Consider the following 13,311-nt stretch of genomic DNA (forward strand, 5'->3'; position numbering starts at 1 on the left):
CTTTGATCACTTTAGGGCCAACGCTCAAATAGATAAACAAATGAACAGCATTAAACAGTCGATCTTTATTATTTTAATACTGATTTTTCAGGTTCCAGCCTCCATTTTTGCGCAACGACTATGGACAGATCAAGGTGATCAGTATTATGAATTTTCTGATAAGGGAATAGAAATGGTCAACCCTAAAAATGGGATGAGATCCATCTTTCTTTCACAGCAATCGCTTATTCCAAAAGGGACAACAACAGCACTAAAGGTTGAGAATTTTTCGATTTCCAAAAACAAGGAGCTTATTTTACTGTATACCAATAGCAAGAGAGTCTGGCGCGAGAATACAAGAGGTGATTATTGGGTCTATAATAAAAAGTCCAGTCAGTTACAGCAGCTAGGCAAACAATTCCCGGCTTCGCAACTGATGTTTGCGAAGTTTAACCCGCAAGCAGATAAAGTAGCTTACGTCAATAAAGCCGATCATAATGTTTACGTGGAAGATCTTGCGAATGGCCGCATCGTTGCCGTTACGAAAGATGGAACAGACCGTCTAATCAACGGTACTTTCGACTGGGTATACGAGGAAGAATTTGGCTGCAAAGATGGTTTCCGCTGGTCTCCGGACGGTACTTCTATTGCTTATTGGAAGCTTGATGCCCGCAACATCCGTAATTTTTTGATGATCAACAATACGGATAGCCTCTATTCCTATACCATCCCTGTGGAGTATCCTAAAGTTGGACAGCCACCGAGTGCCTGTTCGATATGGACCTATGAAATCGCCACGGGAAAAAGTACGATGCTGAATATTCCGGGAGATCCCATCCAACACTATATTCCCCGCATGGAATGGTGTCTTGATAGCAAACAGGTCATCGTAGAGCAGCTCAATAGAAAACAAAATGAGAGCAAGATCTATACTGTCGCCCTCTCCGACAATAAAGCGCAAAACATACATCAGGAGCAAAGTGACTCGTGGATTGATATCAAATCACGATGGAACAACAACGATCCTTCTGGATGGGACTGGGTTCAAGGCGGAAAGGCCTTCATCTGGGTGTCTGAAAAGGACGGCTGGCGCAAAATTTACCAGATTGATCTCGCAGGCAATGAGAAACTGGTTATGAAAGCAGATTATGATCTGATCAATATCGACTTTTTCGACACGAAAAATGAAACTATTTATTTTACCGCTTCTCCAAATAATGCAACGCAAAAATATCTGTATAGTGTATCTACGAAAGGCGGCGTTCCTAAGAGACTAACACCGGCGTCATACGAAGGAACCTGCGATTATGATATTTCAAAAGACGGTAAGCTAGCAATCTTCAGCTTTAGTAACCGGGCAACATTAAAACACAATGCCGTTATCGAATTACCTACACATAAAACGCTTGTAGATTTTGAATTTAAACGCGAGAAGAAGGCCAATGATGGTATTGCTGAGTTTTTTAAGGTAAAAACAACCGACGGTGTTGAATTGGACGGATGGATGGTAAAACCCTTGGATTTCGACCCCAACAAAAAATATCCAGTCGTATTTATGGTCTATGGCGAACCTGCATCACAGACGGTAATAGACAACTTTAGTGCGGGTTACAACAGTCTATATAAAGGGAATATGGCACAGGACGGCTACATTTACATTTCTTTGGATAATCGTGGAACTCCTGCTCCTAAAGGCAGCTTGTGGCGGAAAAGCATCTATCGGAACATCGGTCAGCTCAACATCCGCGACCAGGCCCTAGCAGCTCAAGAAATACTGAAATGGTCTTTTGTAGACAGCTCTCGTACTGCAGTTTGGGGATGGAGCGGTGGCGGATCAAGCACACTTAACCTACTGGGACAATATCCTCAAATCTATAAAACAGGTATCGCCATTGCAGCAGTAGCGAATCAGTTACTTTACGACAATGTATACCAAGAACGCTACATGGGTCTTCCCCAAGAAAATCTTGCCGACTTTGAAAACGGTTCTCCACTGAAATATGCAAAAAATATCAAAGGTAATTTACTCTATATCCATGGAACCGGGGATGACAATGTGCATTATCAAAATGCTGAAGTCCTCATCAATGAATTGGTTAAAAATAACGTGCAGTTCCAGTTGATGTCCTACCCCAACCGTAGCCATTCGATTAGTGAGGGACAGGGTACACATGAGCATTTAAGAACATTATTTACAAACTATCTCAGGTTACATTGTCCTCCGGGAGGAAGATAGATCGAATAGCCATTATTTACAATGAAAAAAATACTATTATATGCATTGGGAACCTGCAGTCTACTGACCGCAGGTATACAACAATCAGCAGCGCAGCTGATGAAAGAAAAAAATGAATTTACCAGGGCTGATTCACTGCGCGGATATCTGTCACCGCTGCGAACCTGCTACGATATCCAATATTATCATTTGGATGTGAAGGTAGACATAGACAATAAATTTATTTCGGGTTCAAATCTTTTCCGTTTCAAGGCCACGACTGATTTTAATCGCCTGCAATTTGATCTTTTTGCAAATCTTAAAGTAGACAAAGTCGTTTACAAAGGAAAGAAACTTTCCTTTACTCGAGAACATAATGCTGTCTTTGTCGAATTTCCAACGGCTATCAAGAAAGGAGCGCAGGAAGAATTTACGGTTTATTACGAAGGCCATCCTACAGAAGCGGTTAAAGCTCCCTGGGACGGCGGCTTTGACTGGAAGAAAGATAGTAACGGCAAACCCTGGGTGGCCACAGCCTGCCAGGGTATGGGTGCGAGCGTTTGGTGGCCAAATAAAGACCATCAATCCGATGAAGTGGATAGTATGCTGATTTCCATCGCTGTCCCAAAAGAGGTGATGAATGTATCCAATGGACGTTTGGTTAAGGTTGAAAAGATGAAGGATGGTTACACCAAATACCACTGGAAAGTTGCCAATCCAATCAACAACTACAATGTCGCCATCAACATCGGCGACTACGTGCATTTTAAGGAAAAATATAAAGGGGAAAAAGGGCCATTGGATATAGACTACTATATTTTGCGCGAAAACGATACGGCAGAAAAAAAAGCCCATCTTCAAAAAAATGCTAACCAGACTTTAGAAGCTTTTGAACATTGGTTTGGCCCATATCCATTCTATGAAGATGGTTATAAACTTGTTGAAACCTATCACACAGGAATGGAACACCAAAGTGCAATCGCCTACGGAAACCATTATCAAAATGGCTATCGTGGCAGGGATGCTTCGGAAACCGGATGGGGACATAAATGGGATTTTATTGTCGTCCACGAATCTGGGCACGAATGGTTCGGAAACAATATTACGTCAGCCGACTTGGCCGATATGTGGATCCATGAAAGCTTCACCAATTATTCCGAAGGCTTATTTATAGACTATTTCTATGGCAAAGAAGCCAGTCAGGCTTATGCCCATGGTATCCGAAGTGGAATCCAAAATGATAACCCTATCCAGGGTCCCTACCATGTCAATAAAGAAGGTTCTGGGGATATGTATCCCAAAGGTGGCGTCATGCTCAACATGATCCGTACGATGATTGACAATGATGAAAAGTGGCGGAATATCCTACGGGGATTAAACAGTAAGTTTTATCATCAGCAAGTCGATTATCATGATATTGTCAACTATGTAAGCCAGCAGTCTGGATTAGACCTGTTAAAAGTATTTGAACAGTATATACAGCATACCGCTATTCCTACACTGGAAATCAAACAAGATCCTTCAGGGAGAGTCTTGGGCCGCTGGATCAGTGAAGTCAAAGGCTTTCATATGCCGATACATATTGGACTAAAAGGTCAAAAAAGGGAACTTATCCAATTGGACCAGCATTTTAGACCAATTACAATAAAGGGATTGACCAAAGAGAATATCGATATTGATACGTTCAATTATTATGTCGGACTATTGGTGGAATAGAGACGGCGACAACGTTAAAAACATCGCAAATTAAACAGCCCCCAGAAGTTTAGTGCTTCCTGGGGGCTGTCTCATTCAACGTATTAATTTGTTAAAGACAAATTGACTGCGCTGTGTCACATCGAAAGAATCAATACTGATTCCAGGCGGGCGGATCTACGCCAAGAAGGTGCTTTACAAAATAGTCTCTTCTTTTTCGTTCACCATAATCTCCTCCAGAAGAATGCCCCATTCCAGGCACCATGATAAAATCATGATTCTTACGCGCTTTGATTAAGGCATCAACTAATTGGAAGGTGGAAGAGGGATCCACATTATCGTCCAGCTCCCCAACAATCAATAAAAGATTTCCTTCCAGCTTAGCTGCATTTTCAATATTGGAGCTCGCCGCATATTCAGGACCTACTGGCCAACCCATCCATTGCTCGTTCCACCATATTTTATCCATTCGGTTATCATGACAACCGCAGGAAGAAACGCCAACTTTATAAAATTCGGGATGGAATAACAACGCACCGGTTGAACTTTGTCCACCCGCAGATGTCCCATAGATTCCTACTCGACCGATATCCATGTATTTATATTGCTTTGAAGCAGCCTGCATCCAGGCAATTCGATCCGCAAAGCCCGCATCTTTCAGATTTTTCCAACAGACATCATGGAATGCTTTTGAACGGTTTGACGTACCCATCCCGTCGATCTGTACCACAATAAAGCCCAATTCAGCGAGTTCGTACATCCCACTCGGGTTGCTGTAGAATGATTTGGGCACAAAAGAACTATGCGGTCCCGCATAAATGTATTCGATGACAGGATAGCTTTTAGCGGGATCAAAATTCGTCGGTCGAATAATAATCCCCCAGATATCTGTTGCGCCATCACGCCCCTTGGCTTTAAAAACCTCCGGTGCACGCCATCCAACAGTTTCTAGCAAACTACTGTTTGTTTTCTCCAGTTCCATGATAAGATGACCATCTTTGTCGCGCAATACTGAAATTGGCGGCTGATCAACCCGGGAATATGTATCGATAAATTGCGAATAGTCTTTATTGAAAAAAGCTTGATGATTCGCATTTTCTTCGGTCAGCAGTTTTAAGCCCTTGCCATCCAAACCGATGGTATAGTAGTGGATCAAATAAGGATCCTCTCCGGCATTCATACCGCTGCCTTCAAAAATAACTGTTCGTTTATCAGCGTCAACATGCACAACTTTCCGAACAACCCAATTTCCTTTGGTTATCTGGTTCTTTACTTTTCCGGTAATTCCATCATACAGATACAAGTGGTTCCATCCGTCCCGCTCAGAGGCCCATACGATTTCCTTGCCGTCGGATATATCTTCTCTAAATTTCTTGCCGCTATAATCAATAAATGTCTTATTCTGTTCACGGATCAAATAACTGGATGTACCGCTGTTCGCATCCATCTGCATAAGGCCATAAACTTGATGCCCCCGTTTGTTATACTCAAAGGTAAATGCTCTGCTATCATCGCGCCAAGCTAGATCCGAAAGGGAAAATTGATTCGGTATGAGCGCGGCATCAAACACGGACAGCCGGTCTTTTTCAAGATCATATAAGATGGGTAGTTTCTGTGCCAGCTCATCTCCGGGCTTAACGTAATCGCGTGTCTGAATTTTGGGCTGCAGCTGATCTTTAGGGGATGATTCGATTAGCGTCAGTTGTCTGATCTCTATTTTTTGAGTTTTTACTGTAGCGAGCTTACGGCTATCTGGCGCCCATTGAATATCATTGCTATAATAATTTGCCGGATTGCCATCAAACGTAATTTGTCGCGCCTCGTTTACACTTCCCTTTTTTGCCAGGAATACATTGTTATTGCGAATAAATGCGACATGCACTTTGTCTGGAGATTCGACTTCCCTGTAGGCATTTCCCTGTTCACGCTGACCCCAATACCGCGTATTTCGATCTCTACTTCCACTTGCCGCCCCTTGGCTCAATTGCGAAGAACGACGGTTCCAGATCCATAAATAGCCCGCAATATCGAGCGACACTTGATCCTGATCCATCAGTTTTATCTGTTCATTGGAAATAAAACGGCTTTCGACTTTTCGTCCTAGTTTTTCTTCCACTAACGAAAATACCTTCGTCAGATCAAACAGCTGTTCTTTTGTTTTTGCCTGGGGATTGACCAGCATATACTCTTTCCCCTGCACCGTATTTCGATCATACCAAAACAGGTCACCCTTTTCACTCCAATAAAACTGGCCCGGCAGATTGTCAATTTTGTTGGTCAATTGTTTTTTTAAGTTTTGTGCACGTGTATAGTCTGCCAAAGTTCCTTGACCAAACAGAAACTGTGCAGACAACAACAAAACCGCTGTACTAAGAAATTTCATGCTTTCTTCGTTTAGGATTGATTAAATAATAGATAGGAATACCCAATAATGCGATTATAATACCCGGCCAGGTATAATTTGGCTTGAAAATTACCATTAGGCCGATAAAAGCGAGTCCCATCAGAATATAAAGTATGGGAAGAAAAGGATAGCCAAATGCTTTATAAGGCCTGTTCAAATCTGGCCGTGTAATGCGGAGACGAATAATGCCCGCAATCGCAAGCACATAAAATATAACGACCACACAGGTAATCATATCCAATAGATCACCATATTTACCACTTAAGCACCATATTGATGCAGCAAGACATTGTATCCAGAGGGCCCATGCAGGTACCGCATGCGCATTGAGCTTACCCGCCCTTTTAAAAAACAAACCATCTTTCGCCATCGAATAATACACCCTCGCTCCTGCCAGAATAATTCCATTATTACAGCCAAAGGTGCTAATCATGATCATTATGGCTATAATAGTAATCCCAAAAGGACCAAAAACCTCTTGGGCTACACTCATGGCTACACGATCTTTTGGCGCATTGACCATTTCTTCTAAGGGCAATATGCCGGTGTACATCAGATTAGTCAGGAGATAAATTACGGTAACGAGTAAAGTACCTAATGCTAAACTCAAACCAATATTACGCTGTGGATTCTTAATTTCACCAGCTACTGCGGAAGAGGAGTGCCACGAATCGCTACTGAAAAGGGCACCGACCATAGCCGCAGAAAAAGCCCCCATTGCTGAAAATCCATCATAAGATGTGTACGTTCCATCCGTATTTAAGCGGCGCATCGACCAAAGTGATATATTGTCCCAGTTCCAAGACCAAACTTCATGTTTCAATGCGAGGAAGCCAAAGAGCAGTAAGAGCAACAGACTCCCGATCTTGATTAATGTGATGGAGGTTTGTACACGCTTTCCGCTATTCACGCCCCTTGAATTAATATAGGTCAGCACAACGATGATGGCAATCGCCAATAGCTGCGCTGCTGATACCCGATAATCAGACCATTCAAGCAAATAAACATCTTCATCCATAAAAGGGAAGAGATAGGCTGTAAATTTTGCAAAAGCAACCCCCACAGCGGCTATAGTCGCGGTTTGTATAACTGCAAAAAAGGTCCATCCAAATACAAAGCTCAATACGGGTCCATAGGCCTCCCGAAGATAGATGTACTGCCCTCCTGCCTTTGGAAACATCGCACTTAATTCGCCATAACTCAAGGCTGCAGTCAATGTCATAAAACCGCATATCAACCATACCACCATCATCCAGCCCGCGGAACCTGTGTTACGTGCAATATCGGCTGATACAATAAAAATCCCCGAACCGATCATACTCCCAACGACCAGCATAGTGGCATCCAGTAACCCGAGCGACTTTTGAAAAGTTTGTTTAGACTCACTCATAAAAACCTAGTTATTAAAATGGTAAAACTTCCAGTTTGTCTCGTGATCGGGCTTTAACTTCTCTCCCTTGATAATCGCTCTCAACATTTCCATCGGCAGATAATTTTCTTTGATCACGCGGTCATGGAATGCAGCATATGACATTTTCCCTTGATCTACTACCTCCTCTTTGATGCGCATCAACTGCAAGCCACCTACGAGATAGGCCAACTGATACAGTGGATCATAAGAGCCTTCAAAGGATCTCTTCACTTCACCGTGCGCATTAGCCGACTCAAATCCCACGCGGTTTACCAGATAATCGATGCATTGTTGCGGCGTCCACTCCCCCAAATGAAATTTGATACTAAAGGTTATTCGTGCACAACGGTGCATGCGCCAAAATAACATTCCGATTCGCTCCTCTGGCGTTTTTGCAAACCCCTTGCTATACAGCAGCAACTCCCAGTACAATGTCCATCCCTCCGTCCAGAACGGCGTGTTAAATGCCTCTTCGCGATAAGGTTTGTACCGTCGATTCATAAAATATTGCAGATGATGACCGGGAATTAACTCATGCTGAACTGTACCGCGGGAAAAATAAGGATTATTGCCGCGCATGCTCATCAATTTTGCCTGCTGATCCATGGTATTTGTCGGATAGGATATGCTAATTTCCCGCCCGCCTGTAAAAAAGGGGTTGACCCGCTGCCGTTCAGGTGTCATCATGATCATACCCCAGGTCTCGTCTGCCAGCTCGGGAATATCCATGAGTTTATTTTGTTCGATAAATTGCTGTGCATCATTATACAATTTCATAATGAGCTCGGGCTGTTCCCCAATGGGTACATAGGAGTTTTTAACCTTTTCCTGCGCTGCCCGCCAGTCATCCCCAAAGCCCATTTCACGGCTTGCTTTCAATAACTCCGCTTCACACCATTTAAACTCTTGATCAGCCAATTTTAAAAGGTCAGTAGCGGTATAACTGATCATTTCAGCTTTGAGCCTTCGGTTTATATCCTTTTCGCCAATTGGCACACCCGCAATCTGGCTACCATCATCAAACACTTTCCGGTCGCTTTTTGCACCTAATTTTGCCTTGTAGTCTGACAACTTGTTTTTCACCTGTTGAAAGATGGCGGGTACCCACCACGTAAATTCGGGGTCGTAACCATTGTAAAAATCGAAGGTGCTCGTGATCCTTAAATCCAACGAATTTAATAAGGCGGTTAGAAAGTTCACATCGGCATCAGGAATTTTGGTTTTTCCCTGCAATGCAGCGATTGATTGATCTATTTCTCCCACAACGAGCGTCAGTTCTTTCGCAACATCTTCTCCCGCGAGACGCTTCCCCCTACGACGTTCCTTTTCAAGTGTAAATATTCGCTGTGCAAAAGGTAAATACATGGCTAACCGCTTGTAATTCGACTCATCTTCTTCCAATGAAAGGAGATCACTTTTTAGTTTGCGCTTGAGTAAGATAAAATCTACCTGTCCCGATGTCTCGAGTTCTTCATAGGGAAACTTGTCCAGTTTGTTCAAATATTCGTTATCCAAACGTTGGAGACGTGCCAACTGTTCGGGCGAAGCGGCAGCCTGTTGATTGCCCCAGCCTTTGGGCATAGGGCCATAAAAATAATTTATCGCCTCAACATCATGCTTGTATTGCACAATAAAAGGTTCTATAGGGGTTGTATGGTCGTATAATTTCATCTTCTGTGCATGCATGGAGATGGGGAATAGAAAGAGTAGCCCATAAAACAATGTTTTGGGAGCTTTAAAAGAAAAAGAACGATTCATAATTTGGGTGTTGGTTTATATCCTAATTTTATCAGTCAAAACGATCAGGCCTAAAACCAGCGATTTCAGCCTCGATTTTCTGTCCTGCCAATAAATCTGCAACAACTTTCCCATAGGCAGGTCCCAAGCTCAACCCCATCATTCCACCCCCGCCCGCAATTAGGACATTATCAAATTTTTTCAATCTGCCCAGATAGGGCAATCCATCAGGCGAGCATGGTCTGTAACCATACCATATTTTTTCGCTTGGGTAATCTACCTTCAATTCGGGATAATATTTAGGAATAGATTCTACAATTCCGCGGACACGGTTTTCATAAATCCGATCATTTGCAGGCCCCAACTCCATCGTACCACTGAATCTGATCTGGCCATTCATAGGCGTTACAGCAACACGAGCCTCCAGTAATAATGCCGCATGATTCAATGTGTTCTCTTTCTCGGGCTGATACATAAATGAGTATCCTTTTCCAGGCATAAGCGGTGTATTTATGTGCAACTTTGAGGTCAGCTGCGGCAAATAAGCACCACCGGTCAATACAAAAGCATCTGCTTGAAAACTTCCCTTATCACTGATTGCCTCTTTAATCTTATTTCCGGACGTAACAAACTTATGGACTTCAGTTTTTTCAAAAAAAGCTACGCCAGCGGCTTTCAGGTAGTGAATCAATTGCTGCATTAACTTGGAAGGATATAGTTTTCCATCACATCGATAAAGTATGGCGCCTAATACATCCAGTTTCAGATTGGGTTCCAGTTCTTGAACAGCATTCCCTTCCAGAATATCGACATCCAGTCCGAGATCCTGCGCACGATGGGCCAGCTCAATCTCTTCATGCTGCATTTCCTTTGATTTATACATCATCAGTATACCGTTCTGCTTCAGTTCAAAATCAAAGCCATCTTCCACAGCCAATTCATTGTACAGCCTGCTGCTATATAAGTTCAGATCGCGAATAGCAGATGCATGTTGGTCTACATGGGCGCGATTGGCATGTTTTAGAAACTTTAGTCCCCAATTGACCAACCGAGGGTTTAGCGAAGGCCGTACATAGAAAGGGCTTTTGCTATTGAACATCCACTTTATCCCTTGTGCTACTATACCTGGGGCTGCCAAGGGAGTAAAGTGACTCGGAACGATCATACCAGCATTACCGTAAGAACAGTTATTATCCAAAGTGTTTTTTTCCAGTATTTTCACTTCCCACCCGTCTCTCACAAGGTAATAGGCCGAAGCAAGTCCGGCAATTCCAGCGCCAATTACGACAACTGTACCTCTATTGTTTTCTTTCACGTTGCTATTGTCTTATTAAATTACTAAATCACCTGAAAACCTCCAAAATAAGGATCTTCATCATCTAAAAAAATGGTATTATACCCTGTTATCCGCGCCCAGCCTTCTATGGAGGGTACAATAGCCGGCCGACCATCCACGGTTGTCTCCGCTTCGATTTTACCGGTGAATTGCGAACCTATATAGCTTTCATGTATAAATTCGGTTCCTTTTTTGAGTTTTCCCTTTGCATACCATTGTGCCATACGCGCAGAAGTACCTGTTCCACATGGAGAGCGATCCAGGGCATTATCTCCAACCAATACGGCATTACGTCCGGATGAATTGGAAAGCTTTGGATTGCCGGTCCATTGGATGTGTGTCAACCCATGGATATTGGCATCTTCGGGATGTACGAAGGAATATTTTTCGTTTAGCAACTGGCGGATTATCTTACCATAATGGATCAATTGGCTCGCCGAATAGGAGCTAATATCATCAAAATTAGCCTGCGGATCGATAATACCGTAGAAATTCCCACCGTAGGCCACATCAACGCTAATTGCACCCAGATCCGGGCAATCGACCGTTAGGCCTTCAGCATATAAAAATGATTTTACATTTGTAAGCTTGACACTTTTTACTTTGGGTCCTTCCTGCACATAGTCAATATGTACAAGTCCAGCCGGAGTTTCCAACCTCAATTTTCCGGGAACCTTAGGTTGAACGAGCCCTTCTTCAATGGCAATCGTAACGGTACCTATCGTTCCATGTCCACACATGGGAAGGCAGCCACTCGTCTCAATGTAAAGAACACCAATGTCGTTTTGAGGATCGAATGGTGGATAGAGCATACTTCCGCTCATCATGTCGTGTCCGCGTGGTTCAAACATCAATCCCATACGGATCCAATCGTAGTCACGTATAAAATGTAATCTGCGCTCCATCATGGAATTTCCCGCTAATAACGGGGCTCCCCCGGCGACCAATCGCACGGGACAACCACAGGTATGCGAATCAATACAAAAAAAAGTTTTCTTCATTTCTGATTCTTTGTTGTTGATATGGTCATTTGTTTAAATTATGCTTTAGTCCATTGTTGATTGACCAAACGATCAATTTGTAATGGATTTCCATCCTGCAATTCTTTGGGTAAAAATTCGTTTGGCCAATTTTGAAAGCTCAAAGGTCGCAGAAAACGCTTTACCGCATCGGGTCCCACAGAAGTAAAACGCGCATCTGTGGTTGCCGGAAAAGGGCCACCATGCTGCATGGCATATTGAACTTCTACGCCTGTTGGCATACCCTGAAACAAAAGCCTTCCGCATCTATCCTGTGCCAAGGCAAAAAGATTCTGACAGTCGCGAATATCATGCGCCGAAGCTGCGAAAGTGATGGTTATCTGCCCTTCGAGCTGCTCCATTACCTGTTTCATTTCGTTGAGATCCGCACAATATATAATTAGTCCAAAAGGTCCAAAAACCTCTTCCAATAACTTAGGATTAGCTAAAACTTGGCTTGCCTCGGTTTCCACAAGTAGTGCCTGAGCAAAATCTTGCGCTGCATTATCCTGTCCTTCTTCTAATATACGAACACCATCGTATTGAACCATTTCCTCTTTTAAACGGTTGTAGGTATCCAATATGCCTGCGTGCAGCATTTTGCCAGTATTGGCAGCTTGAATTTCTTTCTTCAACTCCGCTTTAAGTCGATCCAGCTGTTCGCTTCCGACACTGACCAAAACACCTGGATTGGTACAAAATTGACCAACACCTAAAAGTAGTGAGTAAATATACTGCTTTGCAAAAGCTTCAAGATTGTTAGTAAGGTAATCAGGTAAAAGAAAGACCGGATTTACGCTTCCCATTTCAGCAAATACCGGAATAGGATCGGGCCTTGACTGTCCGAGATCAAACAAGGCTTTCCCGCCATGAAATGAGCCTGTAAATGCGACCGCCTTCACACAGCTATGGCGCACCAATTGCTGTCCGGCGTCGAAAGAATCCGACACCACATGACTAAAAACACCTTTTGGAGCACCATACATTGAAATCGCCCGATCGATAGCGTCGGCCATTAGTTGAGAGGTTTTGCGATGAGCAGGGTGAGCCTTTACGATAACCGAACAGCCTGCACCAATGGCACTTGCTGTATCTCCGCCAGCAGTCGAAAAGGCGAAAGGGAAATTACTAGCGCCAAAGACGACAACTGGACCGAGTCCTTTGTTATATTTCCTTAAATCAAATTGGCCATTTGGATCCCGATCTATCCGCGCTTCACTGTATAAACCTGTGCGGACGGCATCGGCATACCGACGCCACTGATTGACGGTTCTCGCCTTTTCCCCTTGCAGTCTTCCCAAAGGAAGTGCCGTTTCCAGATGAGCTGTTTCAATCAATATTTCGCCCAGTCCCTCAATTTCAGCGGCAATAGCATACATTAATTCCGCTCTTTCAGTGACATCAGTTTTCTGAAGAAACTGAAATCCAGCATCTGCCTGTTTTACGACGTAATCAATGTCATTTTGCGTTCTATCCATTCCTTTTGTTTTTATTGTAAGTAGTATCTTCAAAAAT

General features: G+C 43.3%; 8 protein-coding genes. 2 read left to right on the forward strand and 6 right to left on the reverse strand.

Annotation, left to right across the window (positions count from 1 at the left end):
* Nucleotides 1-40 precede the first annotated feature (40 nt).
* The gene (locus B3139_RS06850; protein ID WP_293881116.1) at nt 41-2,215 is read left to right on the forward strand and encodes a S9 family peptidase; all 2,175 of its coding nucleotides are present in this window, start codon (nt 41-43) and stop codon (nt 2,213-2,215) included.
* A 21-nt stretch (nt 2,216-2,236) separates the two neighbouring features.
* Nucleotides 2,237-3,910 (forward strand): M1 family metallopeptidase, encoded by a 1,674-nt coding sequence (locus tag B3139_RS06855; RefSeq protein WP_293881118.1) that lies wholly within the window; start codon nt 2,237-2,239, stop codon nt 3,908-3,910.
* 130 nt (nt 3,911-4,040) lie between these two features.
* On the opposite strand, the gene B3139_RS06860 is transcribed toward B3139_RS06855, so the two are convergent.
* The 6 genes from B3139_RS06860 to B3139_RS06885 are packed head-to-tail and all read right to left on the reverse strand — an operon-like array spanning nt 4,041 to nt 13,274.
* Nucleotides 4,041-6,272, reverse strand: a complete 2,232-nt coding sequence (locus B3139_RS06860; RefSeq protein ID WP_293881120.1) for a S9 family peptidase — start codon at nt 6,270-6,272, stop codon at nt 4,041-4,043.
* Nucleotides 6,259-7,683: an APC family permease gene (locus B3139_RS06865; protein ID WP_293881122.1), complete on the reverse strand. Its 1,425-nt coding sequence runs from the start codon at nt 7,681-7,683 to the stop codon at nt 6,259-6,261. Before B3139_RS06865 ends, B3139_RS06860 begins: the two co-directional genes overlap by 14 nt.
* A 6-nt stretch (nt 7,684-7,689) precedes the next feature.
* Nucleotides 7,690-9,462: a DUF885 family protein gene (locus tag B3139_RS06870; RefSeq protein ID WP_293881124.1), complete on the reverse strand. Its 1,773-nt coding sequence runs from the start codon at nt 9,460-9,462 to the stop codon at nt 7,690-7,692.
* Between the two features lie 31 nt (nt 9,463-9,493).
* Nucleotides 9,494-10,756: an NAD(P)/FAD-dependent oxidoreductase gene (locus tag B3139_RS06875; protein ID WP_293881126.1), complete on the reverse strand. Its 1,263-nt coding sequence runs from the start codon at nt 10,754-10,756 to the stop codon at nt 9,494-9,496.
* A 23-nt stretch (nt 10,757-10,779) separates the two neighbouring features.
* Entirely contained in the window at nt 10,780-11,778 is a 999-nt protein-coding gene (locus tag B3139_RS06880) for a 4-hydroxyproline epimerase (RefSeq protein ID WP_209575847.1), read from the reverse strand.
* Nucleotides 11,779-11,816: 38 nt separating this feature from the next.
* Complete coding sequence (locus B3139_RS06885) at nt 11,817-13,274, reverse strand: aldehyde dehydrogenase (NADP(+)) (RefSeq protein WP_293881130.1); 1,458 nt, start codon at nt 13,272-13,274, stop codon at nt 11,817-11,819.
* Between the last annotated feature and the right edge of the window lie 37 nt (nt 13,275-13,311).

This window comes from Sphingobacterium sp. UBA1498, assembly GCF_002325125.1.
Taxonomy (GTDB): domain Bacteria; phylum Bacteroidota; class Bacteroidia; order Sphingobacteriales; family Sphingobacteriaceae; genus Sphingobacterium.